Genomic DNA, 21,599 nt, shown 5'->3' on the forward strand with positions numbered 1-21,599 from the left:
ATTAATTCTCCAACTTGGTTCTGCTCTTGCGCTCAACATCTTCTTGCAGAAGCTGTTCGAACGCTTCGAGCGATAATGTTCCCAAATCTTCACCTTTGCGGGTTCGCACCGCAACGGCGTTGTTCTCGACTTCTTTGTCGCCGACAACCACAAGAAAGGGAACCTTGTTAATTGTGTGCTCGCGGATTTTAAAGCCGATCTTCTCGTTTCTCAAGTCAGCATTAACCCTAAAGCCCAAAGAATCCCACTTTTTCGCAAGATTCTCGCAATATTCCCGCTGATTATCGGTGATATTGAGGATGGCGACCTGTGTTGGGGCCAGCCAGCTGGGGAATGCGCCTTCGTATTCTTCAATCAGAATACCGATGAAACGCTCAAACGACCCAAGTACCGCACGGTGCAGCATAACCGGTGTTTTGCGTTCGGAGGTATCCGACACATATTGTGCGCCCAAACGGCCCGGCATGCTGAAGTCTACCTGAATGGTGCCGCATTGCCATACCCGACCGATACAGTCTTTCAGGGAAAACTCGATTTTCGGGCCATAAAACGCGCCTTCGCCCGGCAACAGTTCCCATTTCACGCCTTCGCGGTTCAGGGCCTGTTCCAGTGCGGCTTCGGATTTGTCCCAGACTTCGTCAGAACCTACGCGCTTTTCGGGGCGGGTAGATAACTTGTACAGAATCTCGGTGAAGCCGAAGTCTTTGTAGACTTCGTGCAGCAGGTCGATGAACTTCGACACTTCGTTCTGGATGTCGCTTTCTTCACAGAAGATGTGAGCGTCGTCTTGGGTAAAGCCGCGCACGCGCATCAGTCCGTGCAAGGCACCGGACGCTTCGTTGCGGTGGCAGGAGCCGAACTCCGCTAGGCGCAGGGGCAGATCTTTGTGGCTTTTCAGGCCCTGATTGAATACCTGGATATGGCACGGGCAGTTCATGGGCTTGATGGCAAAGTCGTGTTTTTCCGACTCGGTGGTGAACATGCCTTCTTTGAATTTGTCCCAGTGGCCGGACTTTTCCCACAGCGAGCGGGACACGATCTGAGGCGTTTTGATTTCCTGGTAACCGTGGCGGCGCAGGATATCGCGCATGTACTGTTCCATTTTCTGGTAAATGGTCCAGCCGTCCGGATGCCAGAACACCATGCCCGGGGCTTCTTCTTGCATGTGGAACAGGTTCAGCTTTTTGCCGACTTTGCGGTGGTCGCGCTTTTCGGCTTCTTCGATGCGATGCACGTAGGCTTTCAGGTCTTTCTTGTTGGCCCAGGCGGTGCCGTAGACGCGCTGCAGCTGTTCGTTGTTGGTGTCGCCACGCCAGAAGGCACCGGATACCTTGGTCAGCTTGAATGCTTTCATTTTGCCGGTGCTGGGCACGTGGGGGCCGCGGCACAGGTCGATGAAATCACCCTGGCGGTAAAATGACAGGTCTTCTGCGCCGGGAATGTCTTCAATTATGCGAACTTTGTACTCTTCACCCATGCTGCTGAACAGCGCTACCGCTTCGCTGCGGGACATCACCGAGCGGAAAACCGGCAGGTCTTGCTTGGCCAGTTCGGCCATGCGCTTTTCAATACGGGCCAGGTCTTCGTTGGTGAAGGGGCGATCGTATTTGAAATCGTAGTAAAAACCGTCGTCTATCACCGGGCCGATGGTGACCTGGGCTTCCGGGAACAGCTCTTTGACCGCCATGGCCAGCAGGTGGGCGGTGGAGTGGCGGATAACGTCCAGGCCTTCGTCGTCGCGCTCGGTGATAATGGCGAGTTGGACGTCGTGTTCAATCAGGTGACTGGTGTCGACCAGGGTGCCGTCGACTTTACCGGCCAAGGCGGCTTTGGCCAGGCCGGCGCCTATGTCGGCTGCTACGTCGTGCACGGTGACGGCTTCGGCGAAACTGCGGTGACTGCCATCGGGCAGGGTTACTACGGGCATGGTGTGCTCCTAGGGGTTCTCAGCGGTGATCTATACCAGAGATCACTTGTTTGGCGAGGGCATAAAGCGGGGAAACTTAGGGCGGGGACGGATTTGAAATCCGTCCCCTATGTTCCAAATCCGTTCCCGCTTTATGCCCTCTTTTTTGGCAGCCGCGATACGACCGCGGTGCCGAGAAGTTGGGGAGTTTAACAGAAAGTGTAAAGCGGGGACGGATTTTAAATCCGTCCCCTCGGGGGGTATAGGAGCCGGGACAGATTTGAAATCTGTCCCGAGGGATAAGTGACAAAGCGGGGACAGACTTGAAGTCTGTCCCCTGGTGTAGAGCGGGGACGGATTTTAAATTCGTCCCCTCGGGGGGTATGGATCGGGGACGGATTTTAAATCCGTCCCCTTTTGCTATTTCATCAGGCCGGCTTCTTTGTAGTATTTGACGGCACCCGGGTGCAGGGGGGCGCTTAGGGCGTCTGACACCATTTCTTCTTTGTTCAGGTTGTGAAAGGCCGGGTGCAGGCGTTTGAAGCTGTCGAAATTTTCGAACACGGCGCGTACTACCCGGTACACCACGTCTTCTGGTACGTCGGTGGACGATACGAAGGTGGCTCCGACGCCGAAGGTGGTTATGTCTTCATCGCTACCGCGGTACATGCCGCCGGGGATGATGGCTTTGCGGTAGTAGGGATAGTTGTTGATCAGTTTTTTGCTGGCGTTGTTATCAACGGTGACCAGAACGCTGTTGCAGGAGGTGGTGGCTTCTTTTATAGCGCCTGATGGGTGGCCCACGGTGTAGAAGAAGGCGTCGATGTCGCCACTACACAGGGCCTGGGACTGCTCGGCCGCTTTTAGTTCGGCGGCCAGAGCGAATTTTTCCATTTTCCAGCCCATTTCTTTCATCAGCGTTTCGGCGGTGGCACGCTGCCCAGACTCTGGGTCGCCAACCGCAACTCGCTTGCCTTGCAGATCTTCAAAGGTGGTGATTCCCGAGCTTTTACTGGCCACAACAGTGAACGGCTCCGGATGCATGGAGAAAACGGCGCGCAGTTTTTTGTTGGGGCCGTCGCCTTCAAACTGGCTGCTGCCGTTGTAGGCGTGGAACTGCCAGTCTGATTGAACTACGGCCAGGTCCAGCTCACCTCGGGCCATGGCGTTCAGGTTGTAGACAGAACCGCCGGTGATTTCAACCGCACAGCGAATACCGTGGTCTTTACGGTCCATGTTGACCAGGCGGCAGATAGCTCCACCGGCCGGATAGTACACGCCGGTAACGCCGCCGGTGCCGATGGTAATGAACTGCTGTTCCTGAGCAGACACCATGGCAGAGGCTGCGCCGAGGCTCAGTGCCGCGGTAACTGCCAAGACAGAGGCTTTCAGTTTCACCGTCATCTTAGTTGTCCTTTTTACTGTCATGACCCTTAGAGTCCCGCGAACGGGAAAATCCAGCTTTTAGATGGCTAGTGAACTACCAACACTAAATCGAAGATTTTGAGTTGGCATCTGGGTAAACCTACTACGCGGCCATGGGCTGCGCAGCATTTTCCCTTCTAATAACGACGGAGTTGTGTGGCATAAGATCCATCATTATGGGGTTGGACACGAACCCCTTACAGGCTAGCCCTAAGGCCTCACCCGTTGCTTTTCTAAGGATATTAAGAGCGCCGTTGATGTCGGCGTTTATGATCCCGTGTTTGCTTTGATACAACCCTCGGCGGATTCGCTTTCCGCTGAACAGTGGTACGACGTTTTCAGGATTGTTGCCGTAAACCGGCATGAAATCATTATTCAAGGCGGAGGCTTTGGAGGTGTACGACTCTTCCTGAATAACGGTGGTGATGCCCATCTCATGGCACTTATATTGGATTTGAGACATCAGAGTGGCATGCGGAATACCGACAAACTTCTGGTTGTTCACGCGGCCAACGTTGACCTCTTGCTTCCAGTGTTTGTTATAACCGATGACCAGTGTGCCGATATTGTTTTCCAGGCAATAAGAGGCAACCTTGCTGGACGCTCTGTGCAACAGGTCTTTTATCCGGCGATTGCGTTTGTTGGTCACGGCGCGAATGTGGGCGTATTTGCCTTGAGAGCGAAGTCTGGCCACACGCTTGTTGTACCAGGCATTGATCGATTTCAGCGCTTTACCGTTGATCAGAACAGGGCGAACGCCCGGCTGATCGGTTGCGAGTGCGATAAGGTTGTTGATGCCTAGATCGATCCCGGCCTTGCGGGATGTGTCGAGAAGACGGCAAAAGTTGCCCGCCTCCACAATTTTTGATTCGTTGTAGATGATTTCGATAATGAAGCAGTTGCCCCTGGGTACAATTCTGACTTCAAGCGCAACGGTGTCGCCGACAGACGCGTTCCATCTTTGTGAAAACCGAAACTGCGTTTTGACCGGTGGCAATACGCCGTTGGCAAAGTACAACGTGCCGTCAACAAACTTGAAGCCGTTTCGTCCAATGTGCACGGTGGCCGCTTTGCGGGCGTAACGTGGTTTTTGAGGCCGAGCTTTGAAGGCTGAAGGTGTTTTCTTGAAAGCCGATAAGGCGGCGAAAAACGCCTTCCATTCCTGGCCGACAATCTGCGTGCTCCGCTGGGCGATGGCTGACGGAAGCTTAGTGTACAGTTCCGGGTTGTTTCTCTTCAGCCATTTGTCAGCGTCGCGATGCGACAGCATCTGATCTTTGCCGTCAGGATGGTGCTGCATCACATAGGACGTGGCGTTTTTTATTCTGCGAGTAATCTGAGTGCAAACGCTGGCCCCGCGAAACGCCTCATGATTCTTTCGAATGAGGATTTGCTGGGTGCGAATGTGGGTTGATTTCTCGTTGTCCATGTTAATAATATTACGACCTGACCAAATTGGTGTCAATCATTTATACAGTCGTATTTCCCGATGAAAAGAAGCTACAATTCGCGTGCATATAGAAAGCCAAGACCGTCCCAAATAATCGCTATCCATCCAACACTAAATCAGAGATTTTGAATTGGAATTCCGCTCATTTCGTTAAAACATAGAGCCAAGTAAAACACAGACCCGGCAGCCGGATAAATGAATCTGGCCACTTTAGCCAGAAGGGACAACGGGTGCTTGAGTAAAAAGGAAAACCGCCCCGGGGTTAATGCCGGGGCGGTTTACACGGCTAGCTTTTAGCGTTTGCCAGGCGGGCTTTTTCACGCATTTGTTCCGGCTTCAGCAGGAAGTGCGCCAGCGCCGGCAGCAGCCAGATGGAGCCAATCATGTTCCAGATGAACATGAAGAACAGCAGCAGGCCCATGTCGGCCTGGAATTTGATGGGTGAGAAAATCCAGGTAACCACACCCAAGCCCAGGGTAATACCGGTGAATATAACAGCCTTACCGGTGGAGCGCAGGGTTTCGAAGTAGGCTTCCTGCAAGGATTTACCTTCCAGCAGGAATTTCTCCAGCTTGCTGTAAATGTAGATGCCGTAGTCCACACCTATGCCCACACCCAGCGCTATGACCGGCAAGGTGGCGACTTTGACGCCGATGCCGCTCATGGCCATGATGGCTTCCGCCAGCACAGAGGTCAGCCCCAGCGGGACCACGATGCATAGCACCGCCCGCCAGGAACGGAAGGTGGCAAAACACAGCAGGCTGACAACGCCATAGACGAACACCAGCATCCAGTCTTTGGCTTTGGCGATGACGTCGTTGGTGGCCGCTTCTACCCCGGCGTTACCTGCCGCCAGCAGGAAGGTATGGTCTTCGTTGCTGTTGTTGGCAGCGAAAACTTCCACCGCACTCACCACGGTTTGCAGGGTTTCGGCTTTGTGATCTTCCAGGAACACCAACGTGGGCGTTAGGCTGCAATCGGTGTTGATCAGCCCGGATGGCGCATCGCGAATCGAGGCGTTGATGATGGTCTGGTTGCGGGAAATGGCGTACCAGTTCCAGTTACCTTCGTTCAGCGCCTTGGTAACGATTTTCGACACGTCCGCCAGCGAGGCGGTGGATTGCACGCCCGGGGTGTTTTGCAGCTCCCACTGCAAGGTGTCCATGGCTCGCAGCACGCTGTACTGGGTGCACTGCTCGACCGGGGTTTTCACCATCACCACCAGCACGTCAGCACTGGTGGAATAGTTGTCGATAATGAAAGCGTTGTCTGTATTGTAGCGGGAATCGGCGCGCAATTCCGGAGCGCCTTGGTCTAGGTCGCCTACTTTCAGGTCCTGCTTGAGGTAGACACCCACACCCAGGCCCAGCAGCGCGACCAACACGGATATAGGCGCAACTTTAGGGCTGGCGAACACTGACAGGCGGTGCCATTTGCGGTCTGTTTCTTCACCCTGTTTTTGCACGTGGCGAATACCACTGGCGGTAATGCCGATGTATGACATCAGAAGCGGATGCAGAACCAGGTTGGTGATGATCACGATAGCCACGCCCAAGCCTGCGGCTATGGCCAGGTCTTTGATGACGTCGATATCGATAAACAGCAGCGTTAAGAAGCCAAAGGCGTCGGAAATCAGCGCCAGCATGCCGGGAATGTAAAGACCCCGAAACGCCAGGCGAGCGGCGTTGAGCGGATCAAAACCGCGGGCGGCTTCTACTGCCATGGCGTTCACCAGCTGCACCCCATGGCTTATGCCAATGGCAAACACCAGAAACGGCACCAGCACGGAATACGGGTCTAGCCCGTAACCCAGTATTTTTAGCGCCCCTAACTGCCAGAATACCGCCACAATGGACGTCAGCACCGGCACCAAAGTGCCTGCGATACAGCGGGAGTACCAGAACAGCAACAGTGTTGTCAGAGCAATGGTGATGCCGGCAAACCAGGCAATCGCACCAATGCCTTCAATCAGGTCACCGACTTTTTTGGCGAAGCCGACGATGTGAATACTGACGTTCGGATTCTGCGCCTGGTACTTTTCCCGAATCTTCTCTTCCAGCTGGCGGGAAAAAGCAGCGTAGTCCAGGGGTTCACCGGTTTGCGGGTCGTTTTCGTAGAGCGGTGCGTAGACGATGGTCGAGCGGAAGTTATCGGATATCAGGCGCCCCACTTCGCTTGAGCGCAATACGTTCTGGCGAAGTTTCTCGAGGCTTTCAGCGGAACTGCCGTCGTAGTTGTCCGGGATGATGGTGCCGCCCTGGAAGCCCTGTTCGGTAACTTCTACCCAGCGCACGTTGGGGGTCCATAGGGATTTCAGGCCGCTGCGATCAACACCGCTGAGATAGAACACTTCGTCGGTGATCTGGCGCAGGGTTTCCATGTACTCTTCGGTGAAGATATCGCTGCCGTCTTTTGTGGCCACGGCAATGCGCACGAAGTTACCCAGGTTCTCTAGATCGTCCCGGTGCTCCATCATGTTCACGATGTACGGGTGTTCCAGCGGAATCATCCGCTCGAAGCTGGCATCGGGCTTGATTTTCACCGCGTTGTAGCCCAGAAATGCGGTCAGCACCGCGAACAGAAGCAGTATGGTGACGCGGTTGTTGAAAATCAGCCGTTCCAGAAAGGGCTCGGCTTTGGGTGTGGTGAGGTAGTGATCACCCCTGGCATGCTTTGGATTTGTCATTCAACCGCCCCTTGTTCTTCCCCTTGTTCTTCCCCTTGTTCGACCAGGCCCGCGTCGCCTTCCATCAAAACGACGCCGCCCTCACCCACCAGCAACAGTTTTTGCGGGCCACTTACTACAACACCCATCAAGCCTAGGCGATCGGCTCGCAGGGTTTCCTTGAACTCTTCATTGGCGCCATCGCGAATGACCAAGGTGCCATTGTTGCCCACCAACACCAGGTGTTCGCCGGCACTAGCGCCATCATTCAAGGTGGTGCTGGAGCCGGTTTGTAAGCGTTCCCAACTTTGGCCGTTATCGGTTGTGTGCATCACTGTGCCACGCAGGCCGAATGCAAGCGCTTCGCCGCTGTTATCGGTACCGGTCACGCCAAACAGCGAGCCTTCGTAACCGCTGTCGCGGCGATCCCAGGTGATGCCGTTGTCTTCAGACACGTGGATTTGGCCGGCTTCGCCGACAATCACCAGCGCGCCACCACCGATTTTGGTGATGGCATTGAGGTGGTAGTTGTCGCCGTTGTCCAGTTTTCGGGCCCAGTCCTGCCATTGATTACCGCCATCAACGGTGTGGAAAATCATACCGTAGGCGCCAATCACAAAGCCGTAGTCTGCATCTTCAAACCACACGTCCAGAAACGGGTTCACAGGCCCTACCGACAGATCTGCCTGCATGTTTTCAAGGCCAAACATCAGGTCGTCCAGTGCCCATTCCAGATCGCCGACGTCTTCTTCGGCTGCGGTTTCAAGGCGCTGTTCCATCGCCTCGATTTCCTGCTGTACACCGGCAATGGCCAGATTGGCAGCCTGAATACCGGTCATCTGTAGGGTCCAGTTAGAGCCTCCATCGCTGCTGTGTAATACAGCACCGCTGTGGCCCACGGCCCAGCCATGGCTGGCCGAGCCAAAATCAACCCCGGTGAGGGTGACCGACACCGGCACGCTGGCCTGGGCCCAGTTGGCGCCGCCGTCATCGGAATAGATGATGTGGCCGCGTTCGCCAACGGCCACCAGGCGATCATCGTCACCTGCGCGGGTGACGTCGTTCAGCAAACTGGTTGTGGCCAGTTCGGTGCTGCGAGCAGGGGCTTCCAGTAAGTCGGCGACGGCGAATGCCGTTGAGGGTGTTAAAATGCAGAGCGCAGCCAAACTGATGGCAGCAGCAAATCCCGGGCAGGCGCCGGTTGGACGCCTGTTGCGTGTGGCCATTCGATTTCCTATTGCTGGTGTTGTTGTATTTGATGCGCGCAAAGCGCTGCAATAGGTTGAGTGTAGTGTATTTCTGGCAGGTTGCTATCGCCCGAAAGTGCGATATTTATCTTAGTGCGGGGACGGATTTGTAGAGCGGGGACGGATTTGAAATCCGTCCCCTGGGTGGCGGACTCGGGGACAGTGGCAGTGGGGACAGATTTGAAATCTGTCCCCATCCGTAGAGCGGGGACGAAAAGCGGGGACAGATTTGAAATCTGTCCCCTGGGTGGTGGACTCGGGGACAGGGGCAGTGGGGACAGATTTGAAATCTGTCCCCTTCCGTAGAGCGGGGACGAAAAGCGGGGACGGATTTGAAATCCGTCCCCGCTTGGGCTAGTCCGCCAGGCTTTTGTGTACTACTTCGTACAGGTCGCGGGACAGGTTTTCTTTGTCGCGAATTTGCATTAGCGCTGTTTGCATTTGCTGGCTGTACTCGGGGGCGAATTTGCGCCAGCGGGTCAGCGGGCCTACGAGCCGCGCGGCAATTTGCGGGTTGCTGTCGTCTAGTTTGCAGACCTGGTCGGCCAGGAACTGATAGCCGGAGCCGTCCGGATTGTGGAAGTTAACCAGGTTCTGGCCGGCGAAGGCGCCGATCACCGCGCGGATTTTGTTGGGGTTTTTCCAATCAAAGGCCGGGTGTTCCAGCAACGCGTGAATGTGTGACAGCTGCCCGGTGCGACGGCTGGCCGCCTGTACCGAGAACCACTGTTCCACCACTTGGGGGTCGTGCTGAAAGGTCTGGTAAAAATCGTTCAGGGTGGCCGCACGATCGTCGTCGTAACCGGAGTTCACAAACGCCTTCAGTGCACCCATGCGGTCGGTCATGTTGTCGGCGTCGCGATACTGGCTTAAGCCCAGGGAGCGGCCTTCTTCATCGTTGATCAGCAGCAGCCAGGCCAGAGCGGTATTGCGCAGACTGCGGCGGGCAACGGCGTCAGGGCCAAGCTGGTAAGGGCCGCTGTCGATGTTGCGGCGGTAGCAGGCTACCAGCTCATCGCGCAGGGCAATCGCCAGATGCTTCGCCACCCGGCGGCGGGCCCGGTGAATGGCAGGCACGTCGGCGCCATCGGTCAGTTCGGCCAGATAAGCCACCGTGGGCAACACCAGCATTTTAGCCACCAGCGCCTGATCCAGATCGGAATCGCTGATCAGGTGGCGGAAAGCGCCGACCAGGCGAGTATCTACGATGACGTCTTTTGGCGCGCCAATCATCTGCTGGATAACGTCTATGGCCAGGCGCTGGCCCGCGTCCCAACGGTTGAAGCCGTCTGAGTCGTAGTTCATCAGGAACAGCAGTTGTTCGCGGGTCCATAGATAGCTCACCCGCACCGGTGCTGAAAAGTGCCGCAGCAGGGATGGCACCGGGCGTTCGCTGAGGCCGTGAAATTCAAAGCTGTGGCTGGCTTCGGTGAGTTCCAGCACGCGCTCTTGAGGTGCGTCGCCGCTGGCCAATTCCTCGGCACTTAACGCCAGCGCCAAAGCCTCACCGCGGCTGCCCAACAGGCCCAAAGCAAAGGGAATGTGCTGAGGTTGTTTGTCGGTTTGGCCCGGGGTGTCTGGCAGGGTTTGTTCGATGTGCAGGCGATAAACGCCGGCGCTTTCGTCGTATTGGTCACGGATCGCCATCTGCGGCGTACCGGCTTGCTGGTACCACAAGCGGAACTGGCCAAGATCACGGCCTGAAGCGTCTTCCATGGCTTTGACGAAGTCGTCCGTGGTGACGGCCTGGCCGTCGTGGCGTTCAAAGTACAGGTCACTGCCTTTGCGGAACAGATCCGGCCCCAACAGGGTGTGAATCATACGCACCACTTCGGCGCCCTTTACATAAATGGTCAGGGTGTAGAAGTTGGTGATTTCCATGTAAGACGCCGGGCGCACCGAGTGGGCCATGGGGCCTGCGTCTTCGGCAAACTGGGCGGTACGCAGCACCGTGGCATCTTCAATACGCTTGACCGTGGCCGAACCCATGTCCCCGGAGAACTGGGTATCGCGGAACACGGTGAAACCTTCTTTCAAGCTGAGCTGGAACCAGTCGCGGCAGGTAACCCGGTTGCCGGACCAGTTGTGGAAGTATTCGTGGGCGACAATGGATTCAATGCGCTCGAACGCCATATCCGTCGCTGTTTCCTGGCTGGCCAGCACGCACGAGGAGTTGAAGATGTTCAAGCCCTTGTTTTCCATGGCGCCCATGTTGAAATCATCGACTGCGACGATCATGAATATGTCGAGGTCGTATTCGCGGCCGTAGGTTTTTTCGTCCCACGCCATGGCGCGTTTCAGGGAGTCCAGCGCGTAGTCGCATTTTTCAGAGTTGCGGGGCTCTACGTACATGCGCAGGTCTACTTTGCGGCCGCTCATGGTGGTGAAGCTGTCCTGCTTTTCCAACAGATCACCGGCGACCAAGGCAAACAAATAGGCCGGTTTCGGGAACGGATCTTCCCAGGTCACGAAGTGGCGGCCATCGCTCAGGTCGCCCTGTTCGACGGGGTTGCCGTTCGATAAAAGCACCGGATAGGCGGTTTTGTCCGCTTCAATACGGGTGCTGAAGCGGGCCATCACGTCTGGGCGGTCTGGGAAATAGGTGATGCAGCGGAAACCTTCGGCTTCGCACTGGGTGCAGAACATGGCAGACGATTTGTACAGGCCTTCCAGGCGGGTGTTGTTTTGGGGCTCTATCCAGGTGACCACTTGCAGAGTGAAGTGCTCAGGCACCTGGTTAACGGTCAACAACTCGTTGCTGACGCTGTAGTTACTCTGAGTCACGGCTTCGCCGTTCAATACCAGGCTTTCCAGCTTCAGGCTGTCGCCGTGCAGTTGCAAAGGCGCATCGAGCTCTTGGGACTGAGGGTTACGGCGAAAAGCCAGGGTGCTGTGCACCCGTGCGCCGTCTTCGAACAGTTCAAATCGCAGGTCGGCGGTATCCACCAGATAGGCGGGCACCTTGTAATCGCTCAGATAAATGGTTTGCGGCTGATTGCTAGGCATTGCTGTCTCCCGTGTTTGCCGGTGCGCAGAATCGAACTTGATAACCGGTGTATTTGCGAATGTTGATCACGCCCGTGTCCAGAATCAGGTACTGGCCTTTTACGCCTTGTAGTACGCCAGACACGCGGGGTGTTTTGTCCAGGTTGTGCGATGTTACTTTCTGTGGCCAGACCTCCACCGGGTAGCTGAAATCACGAGACGGTTCCTGCACCGCGCGGATGCTGTCTGCGCCATGTTCTGCGCGCAGGGCGTCCAGTTCTTCGGCCACCAGGGCCAGCAGTTTGTCGCGTTCTTCGGCCAGGTTCAGCTCGGTGGTTTCGCCTTTTAACATGGTACGCCAATTGGTGCGATCTGCCACGTGGGCTTTGCAGGCCACTTCCACAAAACCGGACAACTGGCGGGTGGCTACCCGTAGCATGGGAATGGCGTCTACTGCACCCTGGTCAATCCAGCGGGTAGGCACTTGGGTGCCGCGGGTAATGCCGACTTTTAAACCCGACGAGTTGGCCAGGTAAACCACGTGCTCGACCATGCAGTTGGCCTGCCCCCATTCGGGTTCGCGGCAGGTGCCCAGGTGAAAGTGGCACTTTTCCGGGCTCATGATGCAGCTGTCGCAGGCCGCCAGCTTGCGCATGCAGGGAAAGCAGAAACCCTGGCTGAAGCTTTTTTTGGTGACGCGGTCGCAGTTGATGCAGCGAATCACCCCGTCAAACTCAATGCTGATGGGCTGGCCGATCAGTTCGTTCAGTGCGACATGATCATCGCCCAGGCGCAGTTGGTACTGCACTGGAGAGCCGACTGGATTGCCCGCACTGGCGGGCATTTTGCGCAGGCGGCCGCTGACGTCCACCGGGTTTACGGATGTTTGAGTCAAACTTTTACCTCGGTGTACTGATCGGAGCCGTCGCTGTCGTCGCTGCTGCCACTCGCAGCGTCTGTTTTAGCAGCGTTTTTCGCGGCTTTTTTCTGCATGCGCACAGTGGGATCGCAGTCGGTGCCGGCTTTTGCACCGCGGTCTATGTAACCGGTGCGCTCTTCTTCCGGCATATTGTGGGTGTTTTCGTAGTGAATCACCGCTTCCAGGCTGATGGAGCGCTGCTCTGGGCTGACTTTGCGGCCATCGGGCCATTTACCCATTTCAATAGACTGGCGCAGGCTGCGGTAGACGTTTGGGTCTAGCCGTTTAATCAATTCTTCGTAAGTCATGACACAGACCTCCTAAAACACGCTTTAAAAAAAGACTATCAATAACCGTTGACAGGTGCGAACGATAATGATTATTATTACTTCACCAAATGGCATTAAGCAACACGGTCGTTCATTTGGCGTCTCTCTCATCAGAGCTATGTCGCTCTCTTAATACCCCACCTTTTGGTGGGGTTTTTTTATGCTTTTCGCCCGCCCGGCGGTGGCGCTTTTTATCGTCGGCGAGCCGGCGGGGGTAACAGGACAGCCACTAGCAACCCCGCCACAAAACCACCTAGATGGGCTTCGTTGGCCATGTTGCCCATGCCCAGCATGTTGGGCAGCGGGGTAAAGCCCAGGACCATCCACGCCAGGGCGAAGGTGATCAGCGCCGGCGGGAACTGGAATCTGGGCAGCCGCCGCTGGCTTAGCCAGCAATAACCCAGAATGGCATAAACCACGCCCGACAGGCCGCCAAACAACGGGCCGGTAACCAGGTACTGCAGGCCATTGGACAGCAGGCTGGCCACCAACGCCAACACCAGCAGCCGGGTGCGGCCGTCAATAAACTCGATCTGACTGCCCAGGAACCATAACATCACCGAATTAAAGATGATGTGGGTCCAGCTGAAGTGCAGAAAATCTGGCGTAATCAGGCGCCATATCTGTCCCTTCGACAGGGTATCCAGCAACGCATTCAGGCGGTCAGCCAAGCTGAACCATTCGTACTGGCGAGGGTCGACTACCATCAAGCCGGCAGCCAGTTCGTTGCTGCTCATAGAGGTTAGCCACACCGTAACCACCGCAATCACGATGAGACTGATCACCACCGGTGCATGGCCGGGTGACGGTTGCCAACGGCCATTGACGAGGGGTGAACGGCGGCCGGGTTTTATCTGTTGATCGTCCATTAGCGTGCCAAACTGTCTTCGTTGGTGGGGTAATTGCGTTGGTCCAAGTCGCTCGGCCATTGCACATCTACCCATACGAATTTATCCGGCGACAAGACTCTTTCGCCGTCCATACGATAGGCCGCCAGCTTGCCGTATTTCACCGCGCTGAAGTCAACGCAGGCCACATTGGACTTTAGTTGTGACGGTTTACCGTCCATCCAGTAATGGCCCACAAACACCGGAGGCGCATCCAGCGGATAGCTCAATAGCTGGCGATGTTCATCCGGCGTTAGCACATGCAGTGCCACGTCTGCGGGCAAGGGGTCGGGCTGGAATACCACGTCGGCGTAGGTGTGTGGGTCGTCTGCCCAGAACTTAGTGCGGAAAAACTTGCGTACAAATCCGTCACTGCCGGTAATCGCGACACCTTCCGGCAAGCGCAAATCGGTGCCGCGCAGCAGGGTGTCCATCACTTCGCCGGGGAAAGAATCGAGCACCGACGAGGCGTGTAGAAAGTCTTCGGTAATACAGCCGTCAGGATGTTCCTGGCGGAAGCGGCTAATCAGGCCATCGTCCCAGCAGGCGTGCACGGCGCGGAAGTGTTCGTCGTCTATAAACAGCGGGATGGTGTAAAACCACGCCAGGAAGTCTTTCCACTCGCCGGGGTGGGCGTTGAACTGCTGAAGAGTTTCTTTGATCAGGCGGTCGTGGCGGGGTATGTGCTCACGCAGGTAGGTATTGCCGCTGCCCGGGCGGGCACGGGTGCAGTAGCCCAGGGCGTTGTACTCGTGGTTGCCCATCACAATGCGGGCGGAGCCACGCTCGACCATGTCGCGCACCAGGTGCAGCGCTTCGCGGATGCGTGGGCCACGGTCGATAATGTCGCCAATAAAAATGACCTGGCGGCGCTTGTGCTCATACACGCCTTTCACCTTGGCGTAGCCCATCCGTTGCAACAGGCTTTCCAAAGTGAGCGAACAGCCGTGAATATCGCCAATAATGTCGTAGCCGCGGCAGGGATTGCTGGACGGTGTGGCCATGTTCAACTCGCTGTTGTGTTGCTGGCCCAGCCAAGTTTATCCCGGCAGGTGGCGTAAAAGTTGTGATCGGTTGGGTGAATCAAACGGATTTTGAACGGCTTTTTACTAATACGAATGATATCGCCCGGCGCGCAGGCAATGTTCATCTGGCCGTCAAAACTGACCTGCGGATAGGCTTCGTTTGTTTCGCCAATCACCAGTTTTATTTCGCTGCGACCGTCCACCACGATGGGGCGGCTGCTGAGGGTGTGCGGGAACATAGGCACCAGCACAATAGCATCCAGCTTGGGATGCATAATGGGGCCACCGGCGGACAAAGAATAAGCAGTGGAGCCGGTAGGCGTGGCGACAATCAGGCCATCGGACCGCTGGGCGTACACGAAGTGGCCGTCGATAAACAGGTCAAAGCCGATCATGCGGGTGGATTTGCCCGGGTGCAGCACCACATCGTTCAGCGCCGTGCCAAAGCCCAGGGGTTTACCGTTGCGCTCTACGTGGCCGTCCAATAAAAAGCGGTGCTCAACAATGTATTCGCCCTTAAGCACTTTGCTCAGGCGCTCTTCCAGATCGCTGGGGGAGATATCGGTCAGAAAACCGAGGCGGCCGCGATTAACGCCCAACAGGGGTATTTTGGACTTCGCCAGTTCACGGGCAGCACCCAGCAAGCTACCGTCGCCGCCGACAACAATCACCAGATCGCAAATTTCACCCAGCAGCCTTTTACTGGCGACCTGCTGGCCGTGGCCGGGAAGTATGCTGGCGGTGTCTTCTTCCAGAATGACTTGGTAATTATTGGCGACCAGATATTGTTTGAGCTGGCGCAGGGTTTCAACCACCTTAACGCTGCCCATGCGGCCAATAACACCAATGTTGCGGAATTGCTCCATGGAATTTCCTGTTGTTCTGCCGGGCTGCCATTCTAAAGCTGGCAGCTCGGTAGTACCAGCTTGGTGGCCGCCAATGGTCGGTAGATTTTGGTGCAAAGGCAGCCATGGAGCATGGCTATCACTTTAGCTGCCGCGGAGTGGGCTTCTCCGTTACACTCAGCTAACCAATCGCTCAAGTACGTTCCCGGCCTATGAGGCCGTCCAAAGGATGACCCTATTAAGGCTCCACCTAGCTAGACATTAGGGATGGCTTTGACTCGAACTTTAAGATAGCGTAACTTTGCGATCCACGTAAATCATGCACGAATTATGCTATGTTACAAGAGCTTGTAGGCTATCACGGTACTAACACGGAGGCTGTCGACTTTATTCTCACGGAGAACTTCAGGGTTAGTGCCGGAGAAGATGAATGGCTAGGTCACGGTGTTTACCTCTTTACAAAGGGTGTGAGCTGTCCAATCCAGAATGCGGTAGAGTGGGCGAAAAACCAAGCCTACAGCCGCGAAGGTAATAGGTACGATAGCTACACAGTATTGGAAGCGACAGCACGTTGCTCTAGACTATTGGATCTCAGGTATTTTGAGGGACTCAGTGCGTTTGATACTGTTCGTGAGAAAATTTTAGAAAAACACGATAAGCATTTTGCGCGAAATCGGCGAATAAAAAATGATAATCGTGTTATGTGGAATTTAGTAGCTCAGATGATGAATTTAGAGGTCATCATCCATAGCGTTTATATAAAGAATCGAATTCAGCGTATCAAAAGAATCGATTCCAATGTGCAAAATACGACAGTTATGTGCGTGAAAGATCCGAATTCAATAGATGTAGAGACCATCAAGGTTTTTTCCAGTGGAGCGGTATAATCATGAAATTAGACGAATTAGTGACCCAAGCTCTTTCTAAGATAGATAGCATGTCGGTTGACGAATTTGAGGGTGAATGCCACAAGGCTGGTTACGTACCGATTCGTAAACCGCAATTTTCTATGCATGCGGCCATGGTTGTGAACGCAGAGTCTGCCGTGGGAATAATTACCTACCGTCACAATGTTGTTCTAAACGGCAAAGGCGATCAGTCTTATGGCTCTGATTCCTCAGAAGAGAGTTCATTCCCGATAGCGGCTTAAAACTAATGAAAATTCAGTTAGTTAATAACAGAGTTAGGCGGCTTAGCCTAAGTGAAGATGAAGTAGCTAAAAAAGACGACTTTTCTTTCAGCCTTTCGAATGGGTTTACAGAAGAAGAGTCAACATCTTTTTTTGTTTTGTTTGATTTGGCGATTACATCCGAGCAAGGTTATAAATTAGAAATTTCATATGAAGCCAGTTTTAGCACTGATGCGCCTATAAGTTCTGATTTTAAAGAATCTGCATTCCCAATAGTGAATGCACCGGCTATTGCGTACCCTTATCTCCGCAGTTTCATAAGCTTAGTTACGCTGAATTCAGGCTATGAGCCTCTAATATTGCCAACGATCAACTTCCAGGCGATGGCGAATAAAGGGATCGACAATACTACTGATTTGTAAACAGGCATGACTCTTTCCCCGTTTCTCTAACCAGCCGGTCAATCGGGCACCAAAAGCGTACCTCTTTTGGCGCCCTCCGCTGGTCCTCCGGCGCAAGGCGCCCGCTAGAAACCCATTATACTAATGCCCGGCTTTTATAACTCGGCCGCCAGGAAGCAGCCCTGGTTGATGGCGCGTTTGGCGTCTAGCTCCGCTGCCACGTCGGCACCACCAATCAGATGCGTTGAAACCTTGGCAGCTTCCAGTTCTGCCTGAAGCTCGCGCATTGGGTCCTGGCCTGCGCAGATGATGATGGTGTCCACCGGCAAGAGTTTGTCTTCGCCCTGCTCCGCCCGCTTGGCGGTCACGGTGATGTGCAGGCCTTGGTCGTCAATCTTGCGATAAGTGACGCCCGGAATCATCTGTACTTCACGGTGCCTTAGTGATGTACGGTGAATCCAGCCCGTTGTCTTACCCAGGTTCTTACCGATTTTCGAGGTTTTGCGCTGTAGCAGGTACACCTGACGCGCCGGCTCTGGCAGCTGGGGTTCTATGCCTTTAACACCGCCACGATGCTGAGCGCTGAAGTCTACACCCCACTCTTTCATGAATTCGTCAGTATCCAGGGCGGCGGAAGCACCCTGATGGGTAATGAACTCGGACACGTCAAAACCGATACCACCGGCGCCGATGACTGCAACCCGCTTGCCTACGGGCTTGCGACTTTTCAGGGCGTCCAGGTAGCTGATAACGCTGGGGTGTTCGATGCCGTCGATGTCTGGCATGCGCGGCTGAACGCCGGTGGCCAGAATGACTTCGTCATAACCGCTGGCAATCAGCTCTTTGGCGCTAACGCGGGCGTTCAGACGCACGTCAACATTGTGCTTTTTCAACATAACGCCGTAATAACGCAAGGTTTCGTAAAACTCTTCCTTGCCGGGGATCAGTTTGGCAACGTTAAACTGACCGCCAATTTCTTCGCCCGCGTCATACAGGGTGACCTTGTGGCCGCGTTCGGCCGCAACCGATGCGGCTGCCATGCCCGCAGGGCCCGCGCCCACCACCGCAATGTTTTTCGGATTGGCGGTTTTCACGTAATTCAGTTCGGTTTCGTGACAGGCCCTTGGGTTGACCAGGCAACTGGTGAGTTTATTGCTGAATGTGTGATCCAGACAGGCCTGATTGCAACCGATGCAGGTGTTGATTTCATGGGAGCGATCTTCAGCGGCTTTCTGCACCAACTCAGCATCCGCAAGAAAAGGCCGCGCCATGGACACCATATCGGCGTCGCCTTCGGCCAGAATTTTCTCTGCCACTTCCGGCATGTTGATGCGATTGGTGGTAATCAGCGGAATGCTGACTTCGCTTTTTAACCGCGCGGTGACCTTGGAAAAGGCGCCGCGGGGAACGGAAGTGGCGATGGTGGGTATGCGGGCTTCGTGCCAGCCAATGCCGGTGTTGATAAGAGTAGCGCCGGCTTTTTCGATTTCTTTGGCCAGCTGCACCACTTCTTCCCAGGTGCTGCCGTCTTCGATCAAATCCAGCATCGACAGGCGATAAATCAGAATGAAGTTGGGCCCGACCCGCTCACGCACACGGCGCACAATTTCAATCGGCAGGCGAATGCGGTTTTCGTAGCTACCGCCCCACTGGTCCGTGCGCTGGTTGGTGTGGGCCACAATAAACTGATTGATAAAGTAGCCTTCAGAACCCATGATTTCGACGCCGTCGTAGCCGGCCTTCTGGGCCAACTTCGCGCACACGGCGTAGTCTTCAATCTGCTTTTCAATACCGGCTTCGTCCAGCTCTTTGGGAGTGAACGGATTAATAGGCGCCTGAATGGCAGACGGCCCCACCAACGCCGGTGAGTAGGCGTAGCGGCCGGCGTGCAGGATCTGCATGCAGATTTTGCCATCGGCCTGGTGCACGGCATCGGTGATGACTTGGTGTTGTTTGACTTCGTCATCGGTGGTCATTTTTGCGGCGTGCTGAAATACGCCACCTTCTTCATTAGGTGCAATACCGCCGGTGACAATCAGGGCTACGCCGCCGCGGGCGCGCTCAGAGTAAAACGCGGCCAGGCGCTCAAAACCGTTTTTGGCTTCTTCCAGGCCGGTGTGCATAGAGCCCATCAACGCGCGGTTGCGCAGCTTGGTAAAACCCAGGTCCAGCGGTTCCAGTAGGTGGGGGTATTTGCTTAGGCCTGGCGTGGCGGCTGCGTTGGCATTAGTCGCGGTCATGTCTCTTCCTCATCATCATTGAGATTATGTTTTTTGTATAAGCTACCCTTGTGCTCGCGGTTCAACAATATCCTGGGGGGACAATTTGCTATCCTTAGGTTAGGCTTTAAGAAACCCGCTGAATGGCTTTCTAAAAGCCCGCTGAATGGCTCTCTGAAAAAATGCCAACAACAAAGACGACCAAACTCAAACCGGCTTACGCTCTGGGTGACATAAGCGTGCTCTATGCTGCGGTGCTGTTGCGCGCCGCCGCTGCAGAAGGTGCAGACGCCGCGGCGCTGGCGCAACGGTTTCGGCTAGACGCACAAACCCTGGAGTCTGCAGAGGCACGCATCAGCATTCCTCATTACATGCGCCTGGGCCATGCCGCCATCACCGAAACTGGCAACCGCGCTCTGGGTTTGCGTATGGGGGCGCTGTCACGGCCGGTGGATGCGGGCTTGGCAGGGTTGGCTGGCGAGTGCGCCGCCAGCGCTGGCGCCGGCCTGAGCACGCTGATTCGCTATGCCCTGCTCACCAGCCAAAACAGCCGCGGTTTGCCCGAGGTACAGAGCGCAACTCGCAAAGCGGTGTTTTATTCCATCCGCCCTTATAACGACTACAACTGCTTTGTGGTGGATTCGGTTCTGGCGGCCTGGACCCAGTTTTTGCGAACGCTGACCGGCGATTATGGGGTGCTGGAAAAAGTGCAGATTGAGTACCCGTCGCAAGGAATGGACGAGCTGTATGAAAGCTGGTTCCGCTGCCCGGTGCAGTTTGGCGCTCCTGAAAACAGCCTGATGGTAAAAGCCGACACCTGGCAGCAAACGACCCGCCAGGCCCAACCGGCCATGCACGGCGCGATGGTTCGGCAATGTGAGCAGCAATTACAGCAAGTGCAACGGGGCTGGAAGCTGCAAGAGCAGGTGCAGCATTGCCTGACCCCCCTATTCCGGGGCGAAACCCCGGCCCTGGGCACCGTCGCCGCAAAACTGGGCCTGACGCCCTGGACCTTGCAAAGGCAACTGGCCGCGGAAGGCATAAAGTATAAAGATTTAGTCGACAACACCCGCCAGCAACTGGCTCTGGACTACCTGCGCGAAACCCGCCTGTCGCTGGCGGAAGTGTCCTGGCTGCTGGGTTTTGCCAATCCGGCGGCTTTTCATAAGGCTTACAGGCGCTGGTTTGCGGTTAGTCCTGGGGAGCATCGGAAGCGGCTGATTGATCGGGTGCAGGCAAGTCGAGGGCCAGACCGGGGACGGATTTGAAATCCGTCCCCTAAGATTAAGGCCAGAACGGGGACAGATTTCAAATCTGTCCCCTTGCGAGGTTTGGGACAAGTCGGGGACGGATTTCAAATCCGTCCCCTGGCGATACGCCGCTTTATTTCATTCGCAAATTTTGCGCTACCCGTTAACTCATTGCTGTTGATAGCCGATCTGATGAGTTCATCGGTTTTGGATACTGCGCTGTCTTCGACGAAACGCTTGTAGGCTTCAGCGCGAAGGTGTCTGTCAGCGGCAAGTTCGCAAAACGTCGCGGGTTCATCTAGCCAGTGGCAACGCCTTAATCCTATGCGGGCGGCATAGCTTGACCACTCATACAATTCCGCACTCTTGACCATCTCAGCTTTGACGGGGTTAAGCTCTACATAACGGCAGCAGGCCAGGAGATATGCGTCGGTATCGATAGGGCTGATTTTATAACGCCCGTCCCACAGGGTGCCACTGCGGCCCTCGGTGGTGTTAGCGAAGCGAGTTTGACGACCTGCCAGGCGTTTCATCAACAGGGGAATAGCTGTTGTGTTGTCGTTTGCCTGGACAATCAGGTGAACATGATTGGTCATCAAGCAGTAGCTGTAGACTTCTATTTCGTAGGTTTGCTTCCACTCTTCGAGATTCGCCAGGTAGTAATTGAAGTCTCGCGGCCGAACGAACACTGGCTGGCGGTTGTGGCCGCGCTGGACGATGTGATGGGGAAAACCGGGGGCAATTAATCTGGCTTGTCTGGGCATTAGCTGCTCCTTGCTGTTGAAACACAGAATCCGTTCTGTGTTTGTTATGTTAGGGGATTGTAAGTCGGGGACGGATTTGAAATCTGTCCCCATGTGTGGGGTTAGGTCGGGGACGGATTTTAAATCTGTCCCCATGTGTGGGTTTAGGTCGGG

At 55.3% G+C, this 21,599-nt stretch carries 17 protein-coding genes; 4 read left to right on the top strand and 13 right to left on the bottom strand.

The annotated features are described in order from the left end of the window. Position 1: 1 nt before the first annotated feature. From thrS to ATG98_RS00795, 11 genes are all read right to left on the bottom strand, one after another. Complete coding sequence (gene thrS / locus ATG98_RS00745; protein WP_098419054.1) at positions 2-1,927, bottom strand: threonine--tRNA ligase; 1,926 nt, start codon at positions 1,925-1,927, stop codon at positions 2-4. Between the two features lie 399 nt (positions 1,928-2,326). Further along, positions 2,327-3,310 (bottom strand): TAXI family TRAP transporter solute-binding subunit, encoded by a 984-nt coding sequence (locus ATG98_RS00750; protein WP_098419055.1) that lies wholly within the window; start codon positions 3,308-3,310, stop codon positions 2,327-2,329. 124 nt (positions 3,311-3,434) lie between these two features. Next, positions 3,435-4,760, bottom strand: coding sequence for an RNA-guided endonuclease InsQ/TnpB family protein (locus tag ATG98_RS00755; RefSeq protein WP_228705984.1), 1,326 nt, complete (start codon positions 4,758-4,760; stop codon positions 3,435-3,437). Between the two features lie 307 nt (positions 4,761-5,067). Then, on the bottom strand, positions 5,068-7,467 hold the full coding sequence (locus ATG98_RS00760; RefSeq protein WP_098419056.1) for an efflux RND transporter permease subunit: 2,400 nt from the start codon (positions 7,465-7,467) through the stop codon (positions 5,068-5,070). Beyond that, positions 7,464-8,672 carry a WD40/YVTN/BNR-like repeat-containing protein gene (locus ATG98_RS00765; protein ID WP_098421918.1) on the bottom strand — a complete coding sequence of 403 codons (1,209 nt, stop codon included), beginning with the start codon at positions 8,670-8,672 and terminating at the stop codon, positions 7,464-7,466. Before ATG98_RS00765 ends, ATG98_RS00760 begins: the two co-directional genes overlap by 4 nt. 375 nt (positions 8,673-9,047) lie before the next feature. After that, the gene (gene pepN / locus ATG98_RS00770; protein WP_098419058.1) at positions 9,048-11,699 is read right to left on the bottom strand and encodes an aminopeptidase N; all 2,652 of its coding nucleotides are present in this window, start codon (positions 11,697-11,699) and stop codon (positions 9,048-9,050) included. Next, positions 11,692-12,573, bottom strand: a complete 882-nt coding sequence (locus ATG98_RS00775) for a DUF2797 domain-containing protein (RefSeq protein ID WP_098421919.1) — start codon at positions 12,571-12,573, stop codon at positions 11,692-11,694. Before ATG98_RS00775 ends, pepN begins: the two co-directional genes overlap by 8 nt. Continuing rightward, on the bottom strand, positions 12,570-12,905 hold the full coding sequence (locus tag ATG98_RS00780) for a YeaC family protein (RefSeq protein ID WP_098419060.1): 336 nt from the start codon (positions 12,903-12,905) through the stop codon (positions 12,570-12,572). The genes ATG98_RS00775 and ATG98_RS00780 overlap by 4 nt, the downstream gene beginning before the upstream one ends. 212 nt (positions 12,906-13,117) lie before the next feature. Continuing rightward, entirely contained in the window at positions 13,118-13,795 is a 678-nt protein-coding gene (locus tag ATG98_RS00785) for a rhomboid family intramembrane serine protease (protein WP_098419061.1), read from the bottom strand. Then, positions 13,795-14,817, bottom strand: coding sequence for a metallophosphoesterase (locus ATG98_RS00790; protein ID WP_098419062.1), 1,023 nt, complete (start codon positions 14,815-14,817; stop codon positions 13,795-13,797). Before ATG98_RS00790 ends, ATG98_RS00785 begins: the two co-directional genes overlap by 1 nt. Before the next feature lie 2 nt (positions 14,818-14,819). Beyond that, on the bottom strand, positions 14,820-15,704 hold the full coding sequence (locus ATG98_RS00795) for an NAD(+) kinase (protein WP_098419063.1): 885 nt from the start codon (positions 15,702-15,704) through the stop codon (positions 14,820-14,822). 314 nt (positions 15,705-16,018) lie between these two features. Here ATG98_RS00795 and ATG98_RS00800 point away from each other — a divergent pair, with 314 nt between their 5' ends. From ATG98_RS00800 to ATG98_RS00810, 3 genes are read left to right on the top strand one after another with little or no spacing between them, the layout of a single operon-like run. Then, positions 16,019-16,570, top strand: coding sequence for a hypothetical protein (locus tag ATG98_RS00800; RefSeq protein ID WP_098419064.1), 552 nt, complete (start codon positions 16,019-16,021; stop codon positions 16,568-16,570). A 2-nt stretch (positions 16,571-16,572) separates the two neighbouring features. Next, complete coding sequence (locus ATG98_RS00805) at positions 16,573-16,833, top strand: hypothetical protein (RefSeq protein WP_098419065.1); 261 nt, start codon at positions 16,573-16,575, stop codon at positions 16,831-16,833. 5 nt (positions 16,834-16,838) lie between these two features. Further along, a complete protein-coding gene (locus ATG98_RS00810) occupies positions 16,839-17,234 on the top strand; it encodes a protein-export chaperone SecB (RefSeq protein WP_098419066.1) in 396 nt (131 codons plus the stop codon). A gap of 134 nt (positions 17,235-17,368) precedes the next feature. On the opposite strand, the gene ATG98_RS00815 is transcribed toward ATG98_RS00810, so the two are convergent. After that, positions 17,369-19,453 (bottom strand): NADPH-dependent 2,4-dienoyl-CoA reductase, encoded by a 2,085-nt coding sequence (locus ATG98_RS00815; RefSeq protein ID WP_098421920.1) that lies wholly within the window; start codon positions 19,451-19,453, stop codon positions 17,369-17,371. A 161-nt stretch (positions 19,454-19,614) separates the two neighbouring features. Here ATG98_RS00815 and ATG98_RS00820 point away from each other — a divergent pair, with 161 nt between their 5' ends. Beyond that, positions 19,615-20,700 carry an AraC family transcriptional regulator gene (locus tag ATG98_RS00820; protein ID WP_098421921.1) on the top strand — a complete coding sequence of 362 codons (1,086 nt, stop codon included), beginning with the start codon at positions 19,615-19,617 and terminating at the stop codon, positions 20,698-20,700. Positions 20,701-20,786: 86 nt separating this feature from the next. Here the strand turns inward: ATG98_RS00820 and ATG98_RS00825 are convergent, their stop codons facing one another. Then, positions 20,787-21,446 carry a transposase gene (locus ATG98_RS00825; RefSeq protein ID WP_098421922.1) on the bottom strand — a complete coding sequence of 220 codons (660 nt, stop codon included), beginning with the start codon at positions 21,444-21,446 and terminating at the stop codon, positions 20,787-20,789. Positions 21,447-21,599: the final 153 nt, after the last annotated feature.

This window comes from Marinobacter sp. LV10R520-4 (genome assembly GCF_002563815.1).
Lineage (GTDB): Bacteria > Pseudomonadota > Gammaproteobacteria > Pseudomonadales > Oleiphilaceae > Marinobacter.